Source organism: Halanaerobaculum tunisiense (genome assembly GCF_054657635.1).
This window is the reverse complement of record NZ_BAAHYI010000003.1, coordinates 179,016-201,876: the sequence shown is the minus strand read 5'-3', so window position 1 is coordinate 201,876 and position 22,861 is coordinate 179,016. Positions and strand designations below refer to the sequence as shown.

Below are 22,861 nucleotides of genomic sequence, written 5' to 3'. Positions count from 1 at the left end.
TGGTGTTAAGAAAAGGAGGGATAGCTAGTGAGTCATAATCTAACAGGAAAGAAATTGGCTCTACTAGGTGGAGATCAGAGAGAACTTAAGTTACTATCTATCTTAAATACTACAGGAGCTAAGCTAGAAGTACTAGGTGACCCGGCTACTCAGCCAACTGGGATTACTATAGTGGATTCTCTGCAAGAATTATCTCCAGATCTAGCTGCAGTTATTGCTCCTATGACTGGAGTGGATCAGCAACACCAAATCAAGAAGACCTTTAGTAATCAGGAAGTGAGATTAAAGGAAGATTTTTTTGCTCAATTAAAGCCAGGTACTAAATTCTTTATCGGGTTTGCTACCCCTCAGATCAAGAATTGGTGTGCTAAGTACCAGCTAAACTTAGTGGAATTAGCCGATTTAGATGAGGTAGCTATTTTGAATGCTATACCTACTGCTGAAGGGGCGATTGAATTAGCAATTAGAGAGTCAGCTATTAATTTACACGGCAATAATTCCTTTGTTTTAGGACTAGGTAGAGTAGGATTGACCCTAGCGCGGATGTTACAGGGGTTAGGTAGTACTACCTTTGGGGTAGCAAGAAAACATAAAGATTTAGCCCGAGCTAAAGAGATGGGCCTTACTCCAGTTGATTTTGCTGATTTAGCAGCTGAGATAAGTAAAGCTGATTTTATCTTTAATACAGTACCAGTTGAGGTGCTGGAGCAGTCAGTATTAGAGCAGGTAGATTCAGAAACCCTTATTATAGATTTGGCTTCTGCGCCAGGAGGGACAGATTTTGCAGCTGCTGAACAATTAGGTATTCAAGCTGAATTAGCCTTAGGATTACCTGGTAAAGTAGCTCCTGATAGTGCTGGAGAGATATTAGGTGCTGTTATCCCTCGACTTATAGTTAATAGTGTATAGTTGAGAGTAGTTTAGATTTGAGTTTCTAACTATCAACTGTCAATTCTCAACTATACACTAAATTAGGGAGGTGCTTGTCTGTGGAGGTTGCAGATAAAACTATTGGTTTTGCTTTAACTGGTTCGCATTGTACATTAGCTAAAGTTATTCCCGCTCTAGAAAAATTGGTAGAGCAAGGGGCTACTGTATATCCTATCTTATCAGAAGCAGTCCAACAGCATGATACTAGATTTGGAACTAGTGAAGAATGGAGAGAACAGATAGTTGAGATAACTGGTCACGAACCAATAACTACAATTCTAGAAGCAGAACCTATTGGCCCGCAAGGACTATTGGATTTATTGGTTGTTGCTCCTTGTACAGGAAATACTACAGCTAAGATTGCTAATGGAATTACTGATACAACAGTTACTATGGCAGTAAAAGCCCAACTAAGAAATAGTCGGCCTGTTGTCTTGGCTATTGCTACTAATGATGCTTTAGGCAATAATGCTCAAAATTTAGGTTTAGTCTTAAGTACGCCCCATATTTATTTTGTACCTTTTGGTCAGGATAATCCGACTGATAAACCTAATTCATTAGTAGCTAGAATGGAATTGATTGTTGATACTACTAAGTATGCTTTAGATGGGAAGCAGTTGGAACCAGTGTTGATTGAGTATAAAGGGATTTAAAAAGCAATTGACAGTTTACAATTTACAGTTTACAGTTAAATCTAATTAAACCCTAATAATAAATGTTGTGAACTTGACTGTCAATTGTACACTGTGAACTGTAAACTATACACTAATTCAGGAGGTAGTGAGTATGAAGAAGGTAAATGTAGCGGTAGTAGGTGCCACTGGAGCAGTTGGTCGGGAAATGGTTAGTATTTTAGAAGAAAGAGATTTTCCTTTTGCTGATCTGAAGTTATTGGCGACAGAAAGATCTGCGGGAACAGTGATGACTTGTCAAGGAGAAGAGTATGTAGTAGAGGAGACTACACCTGATTCTTTTACAGGAGTTGATATAGCTTTATTCAGTGCTGGTTCAGGTGCTAGTAAGCAACTTGCTCCCGAGGCTGTGGAGCGTGGGGCAGTAGTAGTAGATAATAGTAGCGCCTATCGGATGGATGATCAGGTGCCACTAGTAGTACCAGAAGTTAATCCCGAAGCTATTTTTGAACACCAAGGAATTATTGCTAATCCTAATTGTTCTACTATTCAAATGGTAGCTCCACTAAAGCCAATTCATGAGGCAGCAGGCATAGAGCGAATTGTTGTTTCTACTTACCAAGCTGTGTCAGGGACTGGTAAGGATGCTATGGATGAATTATGGGAGCAGAGTAAGCAGGTATTAAATGAAGAGGAAGTTGAGTCCGAGATTTATCCTCATCAGATAGCCTTTAATGTTTTACCGCATATTGATATTTTTTATGATGATGGCTATACTAAAGAGGAAATGAAAATGGTTAATGAAACCCAAAAAATTATGAATGATAGCGATATTAAAGTTACTGCTACAGCTGCTAGAGTACCAGTGCTGTATGGTCACGCTGAATCAGTAAATATTGAAACAAATGATAAATTAACAGGTGAGGAAGTTAAAGAGTTATTGGCTGCTACAGAAGGAGTTAGAGTGGAAGATGATCCCCAGGAGTTAACTTATCCTCTTCAGAGTGCAGCTACTACAACTGATGATGTACTAGTAGGGCGGATTCGCGAGGACCATACTATTGATTGTGGCTTAAATCTGTGGATTGTGGCTAATAATCTGCGGAAAGGAGCAGCTTTAAATACGATTCAGATTGCTGAGAGGTTGCTGGCAAAGAAGTGAGGTGACTGAATGCGTGACATAGTAATCCAGAAGTTTGGTGGTAGTTCAGTAGCAACTGCAGAGAGACGAGAACAGGTGCTTGATAAAATATTAGACTGTATTAACCAAGGTTCGCAACCTGTTCTTGTTGTTTCTGCTATTGGTAGAGAAGGAGCGCCTTATGCTACAGATACTCTGCTTAACTTTGTCCAAGATGTTCATGAGCAATTAGATCCTAGAGCTAAGGATTTATTGATGTCCTGTGGCGAGGTTATTTCCACAGCAGTTATTACTCAGGCACTTAAGGCTAGAGGTTATGAGGCTGAACCATTAACTGGTGCCCAGGCTGGAATTATTACCGATGAAGAATTTGGGAATGCTAAAATAAAAGAGGTTCAAACTGAACGCATCTTAGAAGTGGTAGATGAGGGTAAAATTCCTGTAGTAGCAGGGTTTCAAGGGGTATCAGAAACAGGAGAAATTACTACCTTAGGTAGAGGCGGTTCTGATACAACAGCTTGTGCTTTAGGTGCTGCTTTACATGCGGAAATGGTAGAGATTTATACTGATGTAGAAGGAGTCATGACAGCTGATCCAAGGATTGTACCAAATGCTAAAACTTTAAAACATGTAACCTATGATGAAGTCTGTGAGCTAGCTTACCAAGGTGCTAGAGTAATCCATCCTCGGGCAGCTGAAATTGCTAAACGAGAGCGGGTGCCAGTGATTATTCAATCTACTTTTAGTGAAGCTGAAGGAACGGTGATCTCTAATGTTTTTGAACAACAACAGATAGAGATTAAAGGAGATAAACCAGTAACTGGGATCACAAGTCGGAGTAATTTGATACTAGTTAAGATTTATCCTAGAGCTCAGCAAGAGGTCACGGCTACTTTAGGTTGCTTTAGAACGTTGGCTCAGGCTGATATAAGTGTTGATTTTATTAATGTTCGGGCTGATTTAATCAGTTTTATGATTAATGAAAATTTAGCAGAACAGGCTAGTGAGTTATTGGATGCTGAAGGTTATAATTATGAAATTTTCACTGATTTTAATAAGGTATCAGTAGTGGGAGCAGGAATGACTGGTATTCCAGGGATTATGGCTCGAGTAGTAGAGGCCTTAACTGATAATGGGGTTTCTATCTATCAAACGACTGATTCACATACTACTATTTCTTGTTTGATTAAAGACGAGGATGAAGAGGATAGTTTGTGCGCTTTACATGATTACTTTAAGTTAGGCAATTAACTCTGGAGGTGGCTAGGAATGGAGTTTGGAGAAGTCTTAACAGCAATGGTAACGCCTTTTGATGATAATTTAGAAGTGGATTATGAGCAAGCAGCTAAGTTGGCCCGCTATTTAATTAATAATGGTTCAGATGGTCTGTTAGTCTTAGGTACAACTGGTGAAGTACCTGTTTTATCCCAAGAAGAAAAATTAAAGTTATTAGAAGTCATTGTTGCTGAAGTAGGAGAGGAAACAACTATTGTAGCAGGAACTGGTTCTTATGCAACTTATAAAAGTATTGAGTTTACTACTCAAGCAGAAGAAACTGGAGTGGATGGAGTTATGTTAGTCACTCCTTATTATAATAAACCACCTCAAGCTGGTCTAGAGAATCATTTTAAACAGGTAGCATCAGCTACTGAGTTGCCTATTATTTTATATAATGTACCTAGCCGAACAGGTAGAAATTTAGAACCAAGTACTATTGCTAAGTTATCTAAGGTGGATAATATTGTAGCTGTTAAAGAAGCTAGTGGCAGTGTAGAGCAAGCAACTAAGATTAATGCTCTAACAGATGATAAGTTTATGATTTACAGTGGTGATGATAGTTTAACGTTACCTATCTTATCAGTTGGGGGTACAGGAGTTATTAGTGTAGCTTCTCATTTGGTAGGAGAGGAAATTAAAGAAATGATTACGGCCTATAAAGCAGGAGAGATAGATTTAGCCGCTGCTAAAAATAAAGAGTTAGCTGATTTATTTGCTGGCTTATTTATGACTACTAATCCGATTCCAGTTAAGAAAGCACTAAATTTAGTTGGCCCTACAGTAGGAGGTTTGCGAGCACCATTAGTTGAATTGCCTACTCAGCAAGAATCAGAACTTAAACAAATATTAACTAGTTATGATTTAGTGTAGGCTACCAGTTATGGTAGCTTTTTTTATTACTATAATCTTATCTTGTATTTATCAGTGAAATCATTTATAATATAAAATAGAGTTGATTGCGGATAATTTTAAAAAAGGAAAAAATATCAGATTATTAGACGGAGGTTTTAGTAAATGTCACAAATAAATAATGATTCGGTTTCGATTATTCCACTAGGCGGAGTCGGAGAGATTGGGAAGAATATGATGTTAGTGGAAAAGAATGATGAAATTTTGGTAATAGATGCGGGAATAAAGTTTCCTGAAGAAGACCTACACGGGGTAGATTTAGTAATTGCTGATATCTCTTATTTGCTGAGGAATAGAGAACGGGTGAAGGGAATTGTTTTAACTCATGGTCATGAAGACCATATTGGAGCTTTACCTTTTATTCTTAAAAAATTAAATGTTCCTATTTATGGAACAAAATTAACTTTAGGATTATTACGGGAGAAGCTAAAATCACATAATCTGCTTTCGAGATCTCATTTAACAGAGGTTAATCCTGGTGGTACAGCTCAGATTGGTTCTTTTAAAGTTGATTTTATTCGGGTGAACCACAGTATTGCTGATGCTTGTGCATTAGCAATTCATACTCCTTTAGGAGCAATTGTATACGCTAGTGATTTCAAGTTTGACCAAACTCCAATTAATGAAAAAATGACGGATATTCATAAATTTGCTGAATTAGGGAAGAAGGGAGTATTAGCTTTATTCTCTGATAGTACTAATGTAGAACGAGAAGGATTTACTCACTCGGAAAAGGAAGTAGGACAGACATTAGATAAAGCTTTTAAAGGAGCCGATCAAAAGATTATAGTAGCTAGTTTTGCTTCTAATTTCCATCGGATCCAGCAGGTTTTTGATATGGCGGTTAAGCATAACCGTAAGGTAGCTCTTAGTGGTCGGAGCATGCTAAATAATGTAAAGATCGGTAGAGAGTTAGGTTATTTTGATATTCCAGATCATTTACTGTTGGATACAAGAGAAATTAGCAAGTTACCACCTGAGAAAACAGTTTTATTAATAACTGGTAGTCAAGGTGAACCTAGAGCAGCTTTAACTCGGATGTCTAGAGGGGACCATAAGATAAATGTGAAGGACGGAGATACAGTAGTAGTTTCTGCGACTGCTATTCCAGGGAATGTCAAAGCTGTTGGTCAGACGATTAATCAGCTATTCCAACAAGGAGCAGAAGTGATTTATGAGGCAGTATCGGGAGTTCATGTATCTGGTCACGCTAGTCGAGAAGAACTAAAATTAATGTTAAATTTAACTCGGCCTCAATATTTCTTCCCTGTTCATGGTGAGTATAGACATTTACACTTACATGCTAATTTAGCTAAAGAGATAGGAGTTGCGCAAGAAAATATTTTCTTGCCTGATTTAGGAGATAGAATAGTACTGACTGGAGAAAAAGGTTATACGCAAGGTACTGTTCAAGCTGGTAGAATTTTAGTAGATGGATCAGGTGTAGGAGATGTGGGTAGTGTTGTTTTACGTGATAGAAGAATGTTATCTGAAGATGGAATTTTAATGGTGGTAGTTACTATTAATGGTAAAGGACAAGTAGTAGCAGGTCCAGATATTATTACTCGTGGTTTTGTTTATGTCAGAGGTTCAGAAGACTTAATTAATGATGCAACTAAGCGAGTAGAAAAGGCATTAGGTAAGTGTGAAGAAAAGCAGATTACAGAATGGTCTGTTCTTAAATCTGAAATTAGAGATGCCTTAGATGGTTATCTTTATAGACGAACTAAAAGAAACCCAATGATTATGCCTATTATTATGGAAGTTTAATTTATTAGGGTGGTTTAAACCACCCTAATTTTTATGTGTGCTCTGTAGATTATGAAAATAGTAGATGAGAATTCTATCCATGCTGTTTTCGTCGTATCGGTGTGTGAAACCAATAGTAACAGGGTGTCTATCGTGAGATAGAATCTGAAGAGTTTGAGGTGAATAGTCAGCCTAAAACAATATGTGAACCGTCGGTGGCATTTAGTAGTGGCGATTCACCATAAAAATGAAGAAGTCCAATGTCGACTTGGGGGATGCAGGTGGCTCTGGATAAAAAGCGAGATAACGAGAGTGTCCATGTCGAATTACTAGGTGTGATTATGGTTGGGATGGCTATAATAGTTTTCGTAATTGACCAGAGGAGTCTCTAATATAGTTCTGTATAGAAATCTATAGAGATAAATGATGGTATAACCTAAAATGGGAAAGCCAGAGTGAGGATATATTAGAGTTCAGAAGCTATCATAGTAGCGAAAAAAATCAATGAAAGTTGATTACAGTGAAGGATAGTCAGGTTATTGAAGTTAAGAATAGACTGTCAATGATATCTTAATAAGAATGGTTTAGACGCTATTAAAGATAGTGAGCTCTAAAAGAAATATAGACAGGAAATAATAACTGAAAATATGATGAATTTAGGGAATACCATGACTTAAGTAGTAGTGAACTAAGAGGTGCGATTGGTGAGAGCCTAAAGACGTGCTTAGGAGTACTATGAAGATAAGGGTTAAGATATCGAGACAGGAAAGAAAGAACTGGTAAGTAGTGAAATTAGGATAGGTGAAAAAAATTTTCGAACCTTATACAGTCTGAAAGATTTAATCACAGATAAATGGCGAATGCATAAGGCAGGACAAAAAGTGCTGGCTAATGGTGGTTGTGGTGGAATTGATAATGTAAGTATCAATGAATATAGAAATAACTATAAACTGAATATGCAAGAATTATATAGGCAGTTAAGAGAGGATAGATATGAGCCACGACCAGTACTAAGAACGTATATCTCAAAAGAAAATGGAGAAAAGAGACCACTAGGGATTCCAGTAATTAAAGATAGGATTGCCCAACAAGCAGTCAAACAAATCTTAGAAATATACTTTGAGAGATTGTTTTGTGAATGTTCTTTTGGATTCAGACCTAACAGATCAACCCATGATGCAATAGAGAAAATAGAAGAATATAAACAGCAAGGTTACGATTGGGTAGTAGATGCAGATATAAAATCTTATTTTGATACTATAAACCATGATTTATTAATGGATTTTATAGTAGAATATATAAGTGATGGATGGGTATTAGACTTAATTAGATCGTGGCTAACTGCAGGAGTCATGACCGAAGAAGGAAGAAAAGAGACTAAAGAAGGAACACCTCAAGGAGGTGTGATCTCTCCTTTATTAGCTAATATCTATTTACATTACTTTGATAAGAAGATGACTCGAAGGGGATATAAACTAGTTCGCTTCGCTGATGATTTTGTAGTATTGACCAAAAGTAAAGATAAAGCCAAAAGAGCATTACAAGTAACTCGTCAGATAATAGAAAATGAATTAAAATTAAAACTCCATCCTGAGAAGACAGTGATAACAAACTTTTATGATGGGTTTAAATTTCTAGGATTTAGATTTCATCATTGGTATTATAAAAGTCCAAGAGATAGAGCAATAAATAACTTTAAAGATAGAATAAGAGATATAACTAGAAGAAATAGACCTCAGAAATTGGAAATAATAATTGATGAGTTAAATTTAGTACTAAAAGGCTGGGGACATTACTTTAAAATAGGCAATATCAAAACATTATATAGGAAATTAGATAAATGGATAAGAATGAGAATACGTTCTTTCATAGAAGGAAAGAAAGCGATAATTCATCAGAATTATCGCTTATCGAATAAGTTTTTAAGAGAAGAAGGACTAGATTCACTGCTTACTGATGTGCTGTAATCGAGAGTGAAATATACATCTATGGTAACATAGAGTCGCTGACTTACTCTCTGATATGGAGCACCAATAACCGAAAGCTGTATACGGGAAAACCGTTCGTGCAGTTTGATAAGGGGTCCCAGCTGTGAAGCTGGTCCTACTTTATTTTTTTGGAGGGAATAGATTATTAAAATAGAAATTATACATAGACTATAAATACCTAACGATAGGAGTTGATGGAAATGAGAAAAAAGGTGTTAGTCTTATTAGTATTAACAATCTTATTATTTAGCACTATTAGTTGGGCTAGTTCTCAAGTAGCTAGGGAAAAATATAAAGCAGGACTACAGGATTATAGAGCTGGTAACTATCAACAAGCAATTTCTCAACTAATAGAATCTATATCTGAAGATTCTAGTCTTTTTTATCCGCATTATGTATTAGGATTAAGCTATATGAGATTAGATGAGTTTGATTTTGCTCAGACTCAATTGGAAAAGGCTCATCAAATCAATCCCCAACATTATAGAGGAGCAGTTAATTTAGGTCGGGTTTATTTAGCGCAAGATTCGTTGGAGCAAGCTAGAGAAATTTTAGAGCAGGGAATTGAGCTTAAACCTGAGGCAGATAGCGCTTATAATGTATTAGGTAGAGTATATATGAAACAAGAAAAATATAAGTCAGCTATTAAGAATTATCAGCAGGCAGTTAAGCAGAGTGAGCAAAATTATTATGCTATTAATAATTTAGGTTTTGTTTATCTGCAAGTAGGAGAGTATCAGAAAGCAATTGATATTTTACAGCAGGGAGCCCAAGCAGATGTGCAGCTACCTTATCTATATAATAATTTAGGTATTGCCTATGAGAATACTGATCAGTTAAAAGAAGCTAAGTCGGCCTATCAGCAGGCGTTAGAGCTTGATTCTAATTATCAAAAAGCAGAAGTTAATTTAAATCGGGTAACTGATTTATTAACTAAATAGAATTAAGAAAGGAGTGCTCAAGATATTAGGTATTTCTTTTTTTAAATTAACACTTGTTAAGTTTTTCACACATATAGTATAATAAAAGTGAGGAGGGATAGTTATGAGGGATGATGGTTGGGATTATGAATTATTATTAGAGATTACTGCTGCCGATGATAGCAATAATAGTTATGCTTTATTGCGGGCTGGTAATCAGTATGGGATAGGGAATTATAATCATGATTCTTCCTATAGTGAGGTAACCTGGAAAGATTCGCCGGAAGGAATGTTAACTTATATAGAGGAAAATTTAGAGGATGGTTGTGGTAATCATATAGAAAAAAATTTCATCCGTTCCGTAAAAGGAAAATTACAGATGATGTCTTATAAGCAATGATTTAACCGCCTTTTAAAGGCGGTTTTTTTATATTTTCGATTTAAATCGGGTACAATAAATTGTAAGAAGGAGGGAGTGATATGAAACTAGATCTAACAGGAGTTAAAGATAGAATGGCTGAAAGACAAATCTTTATCAATCGACTCCAGATGAAGGAACAAGATAATGTAGAAGGAGAGTTAGAAAAAGAGGCTACAGATAAGATATTATAGAGCAAATCTTTAGTCAATTCATCCGCATGATGCTTATGCTAAACTGGAAAAGAAGTAGTAATATAATAAATTTTGCTAATATAACTGAATATATCATCTTGTATTAGAATCCTAGTCTAGCTAAAATTAGATTAGGATTCTTTTTTTATTTATATTTTTATTCATAAATTTACCACAAATGATTAGAATATAGTTTTAATCTAAGTAACAGGATAATGATAAACTAATGTATAAAAAGATGAAACCTTCTTATACTAAAAATGAAAATAGTTGGTTGGAAGAAGGGAGGAGTGATCTATATCGATTCTGAGGAAGATAAACAAGAGTCTATAACCGTTTATCAACAATCTATGCAGGAGATTATTACTGAGTTTGAGACAGACGAGGAAGCAGGATTATCCGCTAGCCAAGCTAAAAAGAGGCTAGAAGACTATGGCCCTAATCAACTAAAAGAGGAAGCAGGTATCTCTATAGGGGAGATACTAATTGAACAGTTTAAAAATATTATTGTAATTTTATTGTTAGTAGCTGCTGGAATTTCTTTTGTTATTGGAGATGTTATTGAGGCAGTAGCAGTTTTAGCAGTTATTATTTTAAATGCTATCTTTGGATTTGTAACAGAGTATAAAGCTGAAAAATCTGTTGCTGCCTTAAAAGAGATGGTAACGACTAAAGCTAAGGTGATTCGGGATGGTAGTTTAACAGAAATTGAAGCTGATCAGGTAGTACCAGGTGATCTGTTAGTCTTAGAGGAAGGAGATAGAATTACTGCTGATGGAAGATTGGTTACTGCTGATAATCTATCCATAGCTGAAGCAGCCTTAACTGGAGAATCAGAAGCAGTAACCAAACAGGTAGAAAAATTAGCAGCTGAAACTCCACTAGCAGAAAGAAGCAATATGGTCTTTATGGGGACAGCAGTAACTCGGGGCAATGGTATGGCAGTTGTGACTGGGACTGGTACTGATACAGAAATGGGCCAAATTAGTAATCTACTCCAGGAGACTGAATCAGAGGAGACACCTCTCGAGAAGAGACTGGACCAGATGGGTAAATCTTTGATTGTATTAACTTTAATTATTGCTGCTTTAGTGTCAGTAGTTGGTATCTTTATTGGTCGAGAAGTTGTCGAAATGGTTAAGACAGGGATCGCTTTGGCTATTGCAGCTGTCCCAGAAGGTTTGCCTGCTGTTGCCACAATTGCTTTAGCAATTGGAATGAAGAAGATGGCCCAGTATAATGCATTAGTTAAAAAGTTGCCGGCAGTAGAAACTCTAGGTTCGACAACGGTAATTTGTACCGATAAGACAGGAACTTTAACCGAAAATCAAATGACAGTCAAAACGATCTATCTGGCAGATAAGTTAGTTACTGTGACTGGGACTGGTTATCAACCGGAAGGAGAATTTGAAGTAGACCAGGAGACTATTGATCCCCAATCAGATGCTAGGTTGTCTTTATTCTTAAAGTCGGCTACTTTATGCAGTAATGCAGTTATTAACGAAGAAGACTCCCTCTGGAGTGTGGTAGGTGATCCTACTGAAGGAGCTTTAGTAACAGCAGCCCAGAAGGCTGGTTTTCAGCGTCAACAGTTAGAACAGGAAACAGGTTATGAAAAGCTAGAAGAAGTTCCCTTTAGCTCAGAGGAGAAGTATATGGCAGTAGCCTATCAGACACCAGAGGAAGATAATTTAACTATTGTTAAAGGAGCTCCGGGAGTAATTCTTGATCTGTGTGATCGGATTGATACTGCTGCTGGGACAGAGGAGTTAGCAGAGACAAAGTTACAACAATTAAAGGAGCAGAACCAGAAGTTGGCCCAGAAGGGATTGCGAGTATTAGCTGTTGCCTACCAACGGAATGAACAAGATAGTAAATTAGAATCCACTCTCCAGTCTGGACTTGTCTTTTTAGGATTTGCAGGAATGGTGGATCCACCTCGACCTGATGTACAAGGAGCAATTAGTGAAGCTCAGGAGGCAGGCATTAGACCGATTATGATTACTGGTGATCAAAGTGATACTGCTCAGGCAATTGGGGAACAAGTTGGAATTACTAGTCAAGAAGAAGTGATAAGCGGTCAGCAGATTGAGGAATCATCTACAGCAGAGTTAGCAGAGCAAGTTAAGATAAATTCAGTCTTTGCTCGGGTATCACCTGAGAATAAATTGGATATTGTGGATGCCTTAAATGAAGAGGATCAGATTACAGCTATGACAGGTGATGGAGTCAATGATGCTCCAGCTTTAAAAAAAGCTGATATTGGGGTAGCTATGGGCCAACGCGGCACAGCAGTAGCTAAGGAAGCAGCTGATATGGTATTACTAGATGATAACTTTGCTACTATTGTTAAGGCAGTTAAACAAGGGCGGGTTATCTTTGATAATATTAAAAAATTCATTTATTTTCTTTTCTCCTGTAACTTAAGTGAAATTCTATTTATTTTATTAGGGATTTTACTTCAGATTCCTATGCCGTTACTTGCCTTACAAATTCTGTGGTTAAATCTTGTTACCGATGTTTTTCCGGCTCTTGTATTAGCCTGGGAGACACCGGAAGAAGGGGTAATGACTAATCCTCCTCGAGATCCAGGAGAATCTATTTTAACAGCTGATTTTAAGCAAAAAATAGGATTGCACGGATTAATTATTTCTTTAGGACCTTTAGCAACTTATTTATATGCACTTAACTTAGATTTGGCATTACCAGTTAGTAGAACTATTGGATTTGTAACCCTTGCTTTAGTACAATTATTCCATGTATTTAATGCTCGTCGTAAACAAGGGACTGGTTTTGATGCCACCTTATTTGCCAATCCTTATTTATGGGGCGCAATTGCTTTAACTATTTTGTTACAGTTACTAGCTGTCTATCTGCCTTTTTTACAACAGATTTTAGATACAGCTCCACTTGATTTTGAGATGTGGTTATTGGTTTTAATTGGTTCAGTACTGCCAGTTATGGTAATCCAAAGTATTAATTTTCTTTTAGCTAGAGAATAATCATCGTCCAGGTTGTCCTGGGCGTTTTTTAATTTTAAATCAACTTGATAAAATGTATTGTAGTAAGAGTTGTACCCAAAATTAGGTATTTATTGAAGAAGATTAAGGCCAGTTATTAGCTGATTTTTTTTAATTGTGTATATAAATTTATCTTTACTTCATACTAAATAATGTCTACTACAAAAAAATGTTGTTGATAGGGAGTGATAATTAGTGAATTACAATAAATTTGTTAATGAGAATGTACCTAGTATTAATCCTTCTAATCCTGCCTCGCCTAAAAAGAAACAACAACAAAAGAAGAGAAAAGCAAAAGAGCAAAAGTTAAAGCAATTACAGAACTTAAAACAACTAGGGCAATTAAATCTTCCTAAATTTGAAAGCAATATTCATGCCTTGACAATTGTAGGTCAAATAGAAGGTCATAAAGCACTGCCGGCTAAGAATAAAACTACTAAATATGAACATTTACTTCCGCAGCTGGTAGCTGTTGAACAAAATCCTAAGATCAAAGGAGTTATTAATATTCTTAATACTGTAGGAGGTGATATTGAAGCTGGTCTTGCTATTTCAGAAATGATGAGTAGTTTATCTAAGCCAACTGTTTCTTTAGTATTAGGTGGTGGCCATAGTATTGGTGTGCCTATTGCAGTAGCTTCAGATTATTCTTATATTGCTGAATCGGCTACAATGACAATCCATCCTATTCGGCTTACTGGAATGGTGATTGGAGTACCACAGACTTATGACTATCTCAATAAAATGCAAGAGCGGATTACTCATTTTGTGGCTCATCACTCTGATATTGCCGAAGATAAGTTTGAAGATTTAATGTTTGAGACAGGGGAGTTAGTAAGAGATGTTGGTACGGTATTAATTGGTGATGAAGCAGTCAATGAAGGAATTATTGATCAAGTAGGTGGCCTGGGTCAAGCAATTAATAAATTGAATGATTTGATTAAAGAGGATCAACAAAAGAATCCAGAAAAGTATCAAGAACCTGAATCTAGACAAGCAAATGGAGAGACTAGTCCTCGAGAAAGTGTTCGGCAAGCTCTAGCTCAGGAAGATGTAGACCAGGAACTGATAGAAAGTTTAGATCTTGAAGGTGATAGATAATGATCTATTCTATTATTCCTAGCGAGGAGTTAGTAGAGGAAGAAGCTAACTCAGAGTATAAAGAAATAGAAATAGAAGGAGTTACTATGGAAGTTAAATTAGATGATCCTTATTCAGGTGAAGTAGTAAGGATTATTAGCTCTAACCCCCAAGATTATATGAATTATGCCCCAGGGGCCAAAGTAGAATTCGGGCCAACTTTAGAGTAGATTAGTTACCGTCCGTAAGGACGGTTTTTTATATTTAATCTGTTTTAATTATTTAATTTATGTTATAATATTATGTTAGTTATAATATGGTTGTACTACAGTATTCTAAGAGAGGAGCTGTTTTTTTATTTATTCTGTAGTACAATTAAGTATAGGTTTAAGCCTCTTTATTGGTGGTTTGCAAGCAGTAAAGAGTAGTTTTTATCAAGCAGCTGGTAGCCAACTAGAGAAGATTATTAGCGTCTTAACTACTAATACTATAACTGGGATTTTAACTGGAATATTAGTAACTATTTTAATCCAGAGTAGTAGTGCTACTACAGTAATTATTATTAGTTTAGTAAATGCTAATTTAATTTCTTTTCAAGGAGCTGTAGGTGTTGTAATGGGGGCTAATATTGGTACTACTATAACTGTTCAGCTTTTATCTTTTAATTTAGATAGTTATATAAGTTGGTTACTAATGTTAGGCTTGATTTTATATATTTTTTATTGGTTGACTAATTATTCTAAATTGTGTTATGTAGCTAGAGGATTACTAGGTTTTAGTTTAGTCTGGTGGGGCTTGGATTTATTAAGTAATCTCTTAGTGCGCTGGCAGAATGTAGAGTGGTTTGTTAGCTTGTTAGCTCATTTAGCAAATAATCCTGTCTGGGGACTACTAGTAGGAGGACTAATAACTGCCCTAATTCAAAGTAGTAGTGCTGTAAATGGGGTAGTAGTAGCTATCGCAAGAGTTAATTTGATCAATTTACCAGCCGCAATCAGTCTTGCTTTAGGCAGTAATGTAGGGACTTGTATTACAGCTTTTTTAGCTGCCTGGGATGCATCGCAAATGGCTAAAGAGATAGCTAAGGTTCATTTGTTATTCAATATTACTGGTGTGATTATTTTTCTTCCCTTACTTCCTTTATTTAGTAGTTTAATTAGTTTGACAAGTGAAGAGTTGGTACGCCAGATTGCTAATGCTCATACTATTTTTAATTTACTTAATACAGTAGTAGTTTTGAGCATCAGACAACATTTTTTCAGCTTAATCACAGACTATAAGGTATAACTGATAAGTGATGAGGAGGAGATTATGTCACTGATTAAGGTTATCATTTTAGGAGCGGTCCAGGGGCTAACTGAATTTTTACCTGTTAGCAGTTCTGGCCATTTAGTCCTGTTTCGTAGTTTATTAGGTTTAGAACAAAATTTAGTCTTGAATGTTTTCTTACATTTTGGTACTTTATTAGCTGTATGTATTGTATACTGGACTGATATTTGGGATATAATAACTTTTAAACCTAAATATCGTAAATTTGCGTTGTATATAATTTTAGGTTCTATTCCTGCTGGAGTAATAGGTATTTTATTTGAAGATTTCTTTACTAGTTTATTTACTACAATTGCGGTAGGTTTTATGTTATTAGTTACTGGTGGGTTATTATGGGTATCAGATAGATTTGAAAATACTAGTCGCAGAATGGAGGATATGACTGCTAAAGATTCTCTATTAGTAGGATTTGCTCAAGCTTTAGCAATTATTCCTGGTATTTCTCGCTCTGGCTCTACTATTGTAGGAGGTTTATTTAGTGGGTTAGAAAGGAAATTAGCTGCTAAATACTCCTTTTTATTATCGATTCCTGTTATTGCTGGTGCTACTTTATTAAAAGTAACAGATTTAGTAGTGCAAGGAGTAGGGACTAATAGTATTTTTTATCTAATAGTAGGTACTCTGACTTCTACTTTAGTAGGCTATTTAGCAATTAAGTTATTATTAAAATTAATCAATCAAGAACGATTGAGTGTCTTTGCCTATTATTGTTGGGGAGTAGGAATTATAACTATCTTGATTAATTTGTAGTTTATAAGCAGGAATTTAAATAGTAAGATAGAACCTTATTTATGAGGTGAGCAAGGATGAAAGAGGCTCTAAAAGATATTTTTAACAAACGAAAGTTTGAATTGACTGGAGTTGTGATCTTAGTACTAAGTATCTTAACCGAGTTAAGTTTTTTTACTGAAGTAGGAGTTATAGGAGAAGCAATGGCTTCTAGTTTACAGATATTATTTGGGACAGGACGATATGCGATTCCTGCATTTATTTTTATCTGGGGTTTGAGTGTTATTTATAGAGCAGAAGTTAGATTGCAGATGAGTTCGCAGTATATAGGAGTTTTTATCTTATTTTTTGCTTTTTTGTTGTATTCCCATTTAGGGGTTGAAGTTCAGCAAGAAATAAAAGTTGCTTTAGCTGGTCAACAAGGTGGTGGAGTAGTCGGAGGCTTCTTTTTATATCTGTTGCGGCAAGGATTTGGTGATTTAGGAAGTAAAATTATCTTAGCAGCTATAGTTTTAGTAGGTAGTTTGTTACTTACTGATGTTTTATTAGCTAATGTAATAGACTGGGTCAGGAAACAATACCAGTCGCTAAAAGAATGGTTAGGACAACAAAAGGATAGATTAGGGGCTAAAAAGAAGAAGTTAGTTACTAAAGTAAAACAATCATGGTTTAAAAAAATAGTTAATTATTTTAAAGCAGATGATAAAGAGAAAAATGATACAGCAGAGGTTAACTCTGTGCCAGAAGTTAAGCAGGCTCATAAACAAGTAGCTGCTAGTCAACCGGCAAAATCTAAGTCTAACCACCAGGAAGGACTAGCAAATAAGAAGCAGAGCACAAAACAGACTAAGAAACAGACTAAGAAACAGACTAAGAAACAGACTAAGAAACAGACTAAGAAACAGACTAAGAAACAGACTAAGAAACAGAAATCTCAACAATTACAGATTGTTGACCAAGCTACAGCTAGTGAGGAGTATCAATTACCTCCTTTATCTTTATTAAATCAAGTTGAGAATAAGACAGCCCAGTTTGTAGATAAGACTGATATACTACAGCAGACACTAGATAATTTTGGTGTTAAGGCTGAAATAACTGATGTGCATTGGGGGCCAACTATCACTCGTTACGAGATTGAACCTGCCCCAGGAGTTAAAGTTAGTAAGATAGTTAATTTAGCTGATGATATAGCTTTGTCGCTAGCAGCTTCAGATGTTAGAATAGAAGCTCCTATTCCGGGTAAAGCAGCTGTGGGGATTGAAGTGCCCAATGATGAACAAACTTTAGTTACTTTACAGGAAGTTTTAGAGACAGAAAAATTTCAGACAGCTGATTCTAAGTTAACTATTGGTTTAGGTAATAACATTGCTGGCCAACCGGCCACAGCAGATTTGACAGCAATGCCTCATATGTTAGTAGCTGGAGCTACTGGTTCAGGTAAGAGTGTCTTCATTAATAGTATAATTAATAGTATTTTACATAAAGCTACTCCAGAAGAAGTTAAGTTCTTATTAATCGATCCTAAAATGGTGGAATTAAATGCTTATCAAGGAATTCCCCATTTAGTTTCTCCAGTAGTGACTGACCCCCAAAAGGCAGCTACTGCTTTACGTTGGGTAGTCAAGGAGATGGAAAAGCGGTATGAATTATTTGCTAGTAGTGGGGCTCGAGGAATAGAAAGTTATAACGAGAAATCTGATCAGGATCCTATGCCTTATATAGTAGTCATTATTGATGAACTAGCTGATTTGATGATGGTCTCTGCTAATGAGGTAGAGGATGCTATTTGTAGGTTAGCTCAGAAGGCTAGAGCAGCAGGGATTCATATGATTTTAGCTACTCAGCGCCCATCAGTTGATGTAGTAACTGGGGTAATTAAAGCTAATATTCCGACGCGAGTCTCTTTTTCTCTTTCTTCCCAGGCTGATTCGCGGACGATTCTTGATACTGGAGGAGCAGAGAAATTATTAGGCCAAGGTGATATGTTATTTGCTCCTGTTGGTTCTAATCAACCAACTAGATTGCAAGGGGCTTTTATCTCTGAGGCAGAAATAAAAAGGACAGTTGAGTTTGTTAAACAACAAGATCAACCGGATTATGCTGAACAGATAGCTGATATTAAAGATGATCAGGTAGAGATTGAACTAGATGATGAACAGGACGAGTTATATGAAAAGGCTGTTCAGTTAGTTGTTAATAATCGGGCTTCTATCTCCTTTTTGCAGCGAAAATTAAGTATTGGTTATAATCGAGCTGCTAGAATGATTGATCAAATGGAAGAGGAGAATATTGTTGGCCCGCATCGAGGTAGTAAAGCTCGTAAGGTATTGATTTCTAAAGAGGAATTAAATGAGATTTTAGATTAACCAAGCTAATATATTGAATTTTCTGAAAAATAGTGGTACTATTATAATGAAAGGTGGTTGTTAGACATCTTACTGATATTTAGTAAGGAGGTCGGATAATTTGTTAAGACAAGATTCTAGACCATTATATATATTGGTTAAAGAAAAGTTGGATGAACAGATAGATGATGGAACATATCAACCTGGTGATAGGTTACCTTCTGAAGCTAAATTAGCAGAAAAATTTGGTGTTAGCAGGGCTACTTTGCGAGAGGCGTTGCGTGTATTAGAGAAGGAAGGTAAGGTTAATCGCCAACAAGGTGTAGGAACTTTTATTGCCGAGCAGGCGGCTTTATTTAGAAGTGGGATAGAAGAATTAACTAGTATTACCGAAACAATTGAGGCAATGGATTTAGAAGCGGGGACTATTGACTTGGAATTGGAATTAAATAAGCAGTTTCCTGATCTAGCTAAAGAATTTGAAGTGGATAGTAGTGAGCAGATGGCAATTCTCCAGCGTACTAGAACAGCTAATGGGGAACCAGTAGCTTACTGTAGAGATTTTTTACCGCAGAAGTTTTTAGAGTCAGAAGTAGCAGCAGCTGAATTTAAAGGTTCTTTATTTGATTATTTACAACAAGAATCTAATTTATATATTAGTTATGCTGTAGCTGATATTATGGCTGTAATTGCTGATGATTTATTAGTGGAAAAGTTAGGTGTAGAACAGGGAAGTCCTTTGTTATTACTAAAACAGATGCATTATGATGATCGAGATACACCAGTGCTTTATTCAGAGAATTATTTTAGAAATGATAAATTTGAGTTTCACGTTTTGCGTAATCGAGATTAATTAAGTACTAAGCAATAAATTTTAGGGGGGATGACTGCTGGACGAGGATTTATTGCTTTAGCGGGAGTTATTGGTCAGGCTACTCCACCTGCTGCTAGTGGTGAACCATTTGAAAAAGGTACTCGATAGACTTGATAAGTCACAGGAATTCCTGTGACTTATTTTTTTGGTATCCAGGAATTTGTAAAATCATAAAGAATAATGAAAGAAAGGAGGGAGTAAACATGGAAGAACTGGCAAAAAAATTTAAAAAGAGGCGACAAGAATTAGGACTTAGTTTAAAACAGGTTAGTAAAGATACTAATATCAAGTTGCAATTTATAAAATACATTGAATCTGGTAATTTCTCTCAGGTAGGTCCCGAGGTATATCTGAAAGGTTTTTTTAAAGTATACTCTGATTATCTTGATTTGGATAGAGAAGAAATTTTAGCTGATTATAGTAGATTAAAGCAAGAGGAAGAATTACCTGAAGAAGAGAAACCAACTTCTTTCCGGAGTCAAATAGTTGCTTTTATTGATCGTCACCAGAATAGATTTTTATTAGGAGTTATAATTTTAGTGTTGGTAGCATTATTAGCTAGTGGAATCTATTTAGGAACTATTGTTTATCAGCAGCTACAGGGTAAGCAGGTTGACACAGAATTGGTTACTAAAATTGAAGGATATGTAGATCAAATTAAAGATCAAATTGACCAAGAAGAAGTAGCTACTACAGAATCTACACCAGAGGATCAGTTAGCTGAGAAAGAACAACAAGGGATCACTACAGATAACTCCTCAGCAGATGAAGTAACTACTGAACAAAATACTTCCTCTGCTAATTCTGAGGAAACTAAGCAAGTAGATAACCAGATCCAAAAGATAAAGGTAACAACTACCCAAGAAAGCTGGTATTCAGTAGAGGTAGATGATGAGATAAAATTTAGAGGAACTGTTAAAGCAGGATTGACTAAAGTATTTACTGGCGCTAAAGTGAAATTAAAGATAGGTAATGCTGCTGGAGTTAAGGTGATCAAAGCAGATAATACTTATGGTCCTTTTGGACAAGAAGGAGAAGTAGTTACTAAAGTCTTTTCTGCTACTGCTGAGGAATAATAAATTACAGCTAGTAATATATATTTAGTAAAAATTACTGATTAATATTAGCTGGAAAGGCGGTAGTCTAATGTCTGGTATTAGGACTAATGAAGATATAGAATGGGAGTTAGCTGATATTATAGTGGTTTTAGTGGTGACTTTTACTGTAACTCCTATCCTATTTCAAATGTTGTGGGCTGGTCTGGATATTTTTTTAGTTGTAGATGCTATGTTACAGTTTAGAATTTTATTATTAAACTTAATTCAGGCTATTCTTCTAGCTAGTTTAACTTTACTAGTAGTAACAAAAAGTTATTATCTTTCTTTACAAGAATTTGGGTTAAGAAGGATTAGTTTAGATTCTATTTTAAAGTATGGATTATGCGGAGGAGTAGTTATTTGTTTTTTTATTATGTTAACTAATAATTTACTTCATATGTTAGCCACTAAAATTTATGGTATCAACCCACCTACTCAACAGGTGATCCAGAGTTTGTTGGAGTCAGATAGTAATTTAAATTTTATTTTACATAGTTTTTTAATTATTATTATAGCTCCTATCTCTGAAGAGATTTTCTTCAGAGGTTTAGTATATCCTTATTGCAAAAGTAAATTTGGCGCTAAATTAGGTTTAGTATTAAATGGAGTTATTTTTGGTGGGGCCCATTTTAGTGGTTGGGTTTTTATTCCTACTTTTTTAGGTGGGGTTATTTTAGCTTGGATTTATGATCAGACTAATTCGTTATACTCTTCTATTTTGGCCCATGGAGTCTGGAATTTAATTATTGTTGGACTTATTTTTATTGTCTGGAAGTCAGGAATAATTTAATTTTTATGATTTAACTAGCCGATAATATATTATATGTAAGGTGATAGTATGCTTAATAAAAAAATATATAGCCAGATTAGTTATTATATTATTAAGTGGACTTTACTTAGTACCTTATTAGGAGCCTTAGGGGCCAACCTAGTTTTAATAACACATAAAGGAATTGATTTTTTAAGTCAGTTAGCAGCTGCTAATCAATTAGTAAGCCCACTGTTTGGAGGCTCATTAGTAGGGATTATTATTTATTATATTGATTATCGAGCAGCTGGTTTAGGTACTAATTTATATATTAATCAGACTAAAGGAAATGGGGTTATTTCTGCTCCAGTTAAACTATTAGTTAGTAAATTAATTGCTACCCAAATTACTTTAGGATTAATTGGAGTGGGGGGGTTAGTTGGCCCTTTATTATTGTTAGGTAGTAGTTTAGCGTCTTGTTTAAAGGGAGTACTGGAATTATTTCAGTTGAATATAGCTGATAATCGATTACAAATTAAAGTTTTAAGTGTCTGTGGGGCAGCAGCGACTTTAGGGCCTCTGTTAGGAGCTCCTCTAGGAGGAGGCATTTTTGCTAGTGAAGTATTATATAAATCATCTTTAGATTATAATGACCTCTTTCCTGCTATTTTAAGTAGTAGTCTGGGTCATTTTTTTTATCAATCTAGTCTACCAGTTAATCAATCTCAACTAGCTTTTCAGTTCCCTGAATTTACTACTTTAGATATTCTATTATTAATAGTAGCTGCTTTAATCTGTGGTTTACTAGGGCAAAGTTTTATTCTAATTTTTAATTGGATGCAAAGAAAATTTGCTCAGTTATCAATTCCTGTTCTTTTTAAACCGCTAGTGGCTAGTGGGTTGGTAGTTGTTATATATATGTTGTTGGATATAGAATTACAGATTGATAGTACTGGTTTGGAACAGATTTTTTTTCAGTTATTATCACTTAAGACTGTTAGTGTTTTTTTGTTAGCTAAAATTTGTTTAGCAATTATAGTTATTTCTAGCGGGGGAAGTGCAGCAGTAGTAGATGTAGCTTTACTAAGTGGGGCTGCTGCTGGAAATTTATTGTCTTATTTATTTCCTACTCTTTCTTTATCGGTTTTAGTGATTGTTGGTTTATCAGCTACTTTAGCTTCTATTGCTAATGTACCATTAGCTACTATAGTTTTAGTTACAGAAATGTTTAATTTAAATTCCAGTTTACCAGTAGTTATTGGTGCAGTTATTGGCTTTTTAGTAGGTAGACCTAAAATTGTATTTAAATATATAGAACGATAGTTTACATTGGCATATTGTGTTATCTACGGTGACACAGTCGTGAGCTATGTGTCGTGTGCGGATGCTTTTTATCACGAAAAGTTTCTGCGAAACTTGTAGGATCAGCCAATTCAAAACCTTTAAATTCTAAATCTAACTGTCTTATGATTAAATTTAC

The 22,861-nt window shown here is 35.6% G+C and carries 20 protein-coding genes; all 20 read left to right on the top strand.

The features are described 5' to 3' along the window. Window positions 1-27: 27 nt before the first annotated feature. Window positions 28-909, top strand: coding sequence for a dipicolinate synthase subunit DpsA (gene dpsA / locus ACYQ3D_RS04000; RefSeq protein WP_459836481.1), 882 nt, complete (start codon window positions 28-30; stop codon window positions 907-909). 80 nt (window positions 910-989) lie between these two features. Continuing rightward, window positions 990-1,583 carry a dipicolinate synthase subunit B gene (locus tag ACYQ3D_RS03995; RefSeq protein WP_459836479.1) on the top strand — a complete coding sequence of 198 codons (594 nt, stop codon included), beginning with the start codon at window positions 990-992 and terminating at the stop codon, window positions 1,581-1,583. Between the two features lie 133 nt (window positions 1,584-1,716). Continuing rightward, complete coding sequence (locus tag ACYQ3D_RS03990) at window positions 1,717-2,724, top strand: aspartate-semialdehyde dehydrogenase (RefSeq protein ID WP_459836477.1); 1,008 nt, start codon at window positions 1,717-1,719, stop codon at window positions 2,722-2,724. A gap of 9 nt (window positions 2,725-2,733) precedes the next feature. Beyond that, a complete protein-coding gene (gene dapG / locus ACYQ3D_RS03985; RefSeq protein ID WP_459836475.1) occupies window positions 2,734-3,954 on the top strand; it encodes an aspartate kinase in 1,221 nt (406 codons plus the stop codon). 18 nt (window positions 3,955-3,972) lie between these two features. Beyond that, a complete protein-coding gene (gene dapA, locus ACYQ3D_RS03980) occupies window positions 3,973-4,851 on the top strand; it encodes a 4-hydroxy-tetrahydrodipicolinate synthase (protein WP_459836473.1) in 879 nt (292 codons plus the stop codon). Between the two features lie 144 nt (window positions 4,852-4,995). Then, the gene (locus ACYQ3D_RS03975) at window positions 4,996-6,660 is read left to right on the top strand and encodes a ribonuclease J (RefSeq protein WP_459836471.1); all 1,665 of its coding nucleotides are present in this window, start codon (window positions 4,996-4,998) and stop codon (window positions 6,658-6,660) included. Window positions 6,661-7,499: 839 nt separating this feature from the next. Continuing rightward, a complete protein-coding gene (ltrA, locus tag ACYQ3D_RS03970) occupies window positions 7,500-8,606 on the top strand; it encodes a group II intron reverse transcriptase/maturase (RefSeq protein ID WP_459835761.1) in 1,107 nt (368 codons plus the stop codon). Between the two features lie 221 nt (window positions 8,607-8,827). Beyond that, the gene (locus tag ACYQ3D_RS03965) at window positions 8,828-9,568 is read left to right on the top strand and encodes a tetratricopeptide repeat protein (protein WP_459836469.1); all 741 of its coding nucleotides are present in this window, start codon (window positions 8,828-8,830) and stop codon (window positions 9,566-9,568) included. Between the two features lie 103 nt (window positions 9,569-9,671). After that, the gene (locus ACYQ3D_RS03960; RefSeq protein ID WP_459836466.1) at window positions 9,672-9,947 is read left to right on the top strand and encodes a hypothetical protein; all 276 of its coding nucleotides are present in this window, start codon (window positions 9,672-9,674) and stop codon (window positions 9,945-9,947) included. Window positions 9,948-10,027: 80 nt separating this feature from the next. Continuing rightward, window positions 10,028-10,159, top strand: a complete 132-nt coding sequence (locus ACYQ3D_RS03955; protein ID WP_459836464.1) for a hypothetical protein — start codon at window positions 10,028-10,030, stop codon at window positions 10,157-10,159. 290 nt (window positions 10,160-10,449) lie between these two features. Further along, on the top strand, window positions 10,450-13,161 hold the full coding sequence (locus ACYQ3D_RS03950; RefSeq protein ID WP_459836462.1) for a cation-translocating P-type ATPase: 2,712 nt from the start codon (window positions 10,450-10,452) through the stop codon (window positions 13,159-13,161). A gap of 213 nt (window positions 13,162-13,374) precedes the next feature. Further along, window positions 13,375-14,280 carry a ClpP family protease gene (locus ACYQ3D_RS03945; RefSeq protein WP_459836459.1) on the top strand — a complete coding sequence of 302 codons (906 nt, stop codon included), beginning with the start codon at window positions 13,375-13,377 and terminating at the stop codon, window positions 14,278-14,280. Then, complete coding sequence (locus tag ACYQ3D_RS03940) at window positions 14,280-14,489, top strand: YlzJ-like family protein (protein WP_459836455.1); 210 nt, start codon at window positions 14,280-14,282, stop codon at window positions 14,487-14,489. The genes ACYQ3D_RS03945 and ACYQ3D_RS03940 overlap by 1 nt, the downstream gene beginning before the upstream one ends. 127 nt (window positions 14,490-14,616) lie before the next feature. Beyond that, complete coding sequence (locus ACYQ3D_RS03935; RefSeq protein ID WP_459836690.1) at window positions 14,617-15,546, top strand: Na/Pi cotransporter family protein; 930 nt, start codon at window positions 14,617-14,619, stop codon at window positions 15,544-15,546. A gap of 24 nt (window positions 15,547-15,570) precedes the next feature. Further along, window positions 15,571-16,338, top strand: coding sequence for an undecaprenyl-diphosphate phosphatase (locus ACYQ3D_RS03930; protein WP_459836453.1), 768 nt, complete (start codon window positions 15,571-15,573; stop codon window positions 16,336-16,338). Between the two features lie 56 nt (window positions 16,339-16,394). Further along, window positions 16,395-18,683, top strand: a complete 2,289-nt coding sequence (locus ACYQ3D_RS03925) for an FtsK/SpoIIIE family DNA translocase (protein ID WP_459836451.1) — start codon at window positions 16,395-16,397, stop codon at window positions 18,681-18,683. A gap of 100 nt (window positions 18,684-18,783) precedes the next feature. Next, complete coding sequence (locus ACYQ3D_RS03920) at window positions 18,784-19,515, top strand: GntR family transcriptional regulator (RefSeq protein WP_459836449.1); 732 nt, start codon at window positions 18,784-18,786, stop codon at window positions 19,513-19,515. Between the two features lie 224 nt (window positions 19,516-19,739). After that, entirely contained in the window at window positions 19,740-20,612 is an 873-nt protein-coding gene (locus ACYQ3D_RS03915; protein WP_459836447.1) for a helix-turn-helix domain-containing protein, read from the top strand. Between the two features lie 70 nt (window positions 20,613-20,682). After that, entirely contained in the window at window positions 20,683-21,423 is a 741-nt protein-coding gene (locus tag ACYQ3D_RS03910; protein ID WP_459836445.1) for a CPBP family intramembrane glutamic endopeptidase, read from the top strand. 48 nt (window positions 21,424-21,471) lie between these two features. Beyond that, complete coding sequence (locus ACYQ3D_RS03905) at window positions 21,472-22,704, top strand: chloride channel protein (RefSeq protein WP_459836442.1); 1,233 nt, start codon at window positions 21,472-21,474, stop codon at window positions 22,702-22,704. Window positions 22,705-22,861 lie beyond the last annotated feature (157 nt).

Coding starts and splice junctions, on each gene's coding strand:
- dapG (WP_459836475.1), top strand. CDS start 2,734: ATGCGTGACATAGTAATCCAGAAGTTTGGTGGTAGTTCAGTAGCAACT.
- dapA (WP_459836473.1), top strand. CDS start 3,973: ATGGAGTTTGGAGAAGTCTTAACAGCAATGGTAACGCCTTTTGATGAT.
- ACYQ3D_RS03975 (WP_459836471.1), top strand. CDS start 4,996: ATGTCACAAATAAATAATGATTCGGTTTCGATTATTCCACTAGGCGGA.
- ACYQ3D_RS03955 (WP_459836464.1), top strand. CDS start 10,028: ATGAAACTAGATCTAACAGGAGTTAAAGATAGAATGGCTGAAAGACAA.
- ACYQ3D_RS03960 (WP_459836466.1), top strand. CDS start 9,672: ATGAGGGATGATGGTTGGGATTATGAATTATTATTAGAGATTACTGCT.
- ACYQ3D_RS03940 (WP_459836455.1), top strand. CDS start 14,280: ATGATCTATTCTATTATTCCTAGCGAGGAGTTAGTAGAGGAAGAAGCT.
- ACYQ3D_RS03915 (WP_459836447.1), top strand. CDS start 19,740: ATGGAAGAACTGGCAAAAAAATTTAAAAAGAGGCGACAAGAATTAGGA.
- ACYQ3D_RS03930 (WP_459836453.1), top strand. CDS start 15,571: ATGTCACTGATTAAGGTTATCATTTTAGGAGCGGTCCAGGGGCTAACT.
- ACYQ3D_RS03910 (WP_459836445.1), top strand. CDS start 20,683: ATGTCTGGTATTAGGACTAATGAAGATATAGAATGGGAGTTAGCTGAT.
- ACYQ3D_RS03990 (WP_459836477.1), top strand. CDS start 1,717: ATGAAGAAGGTAAATGTAGCGGTAGTAGGTGCCACTGGAGCAGTTGGT.
- ACYQ3D_RS03925 (WP_459836451.1), top strand. CDS start 16,395: ATGAAAGAGGCTCTAAAAGATATTTTTAACAAACGAAAGTTTGAATTG.
- ltrA (WP_459835761.1), top strand. CDS start 7,500: ATGCATAAGGCAGGACAAAAAGTGCTGGCTAATGGTGGTTGTGGTGGA.
- ACYQ3D_RS03905 (WP_459836442.1), top strand. CDS start 21,472: ATGCTTAATAAAAAAATATATAGCCAGATTAGTTATTATATTATTAAG.
- ACYQ3D_RS03965 (WP_459836469.1), top strand. CDS start 8,828: ATGAGAAAAAAGGTGTTAGTCTTATTAGTATTAACAATCTTATTATTT.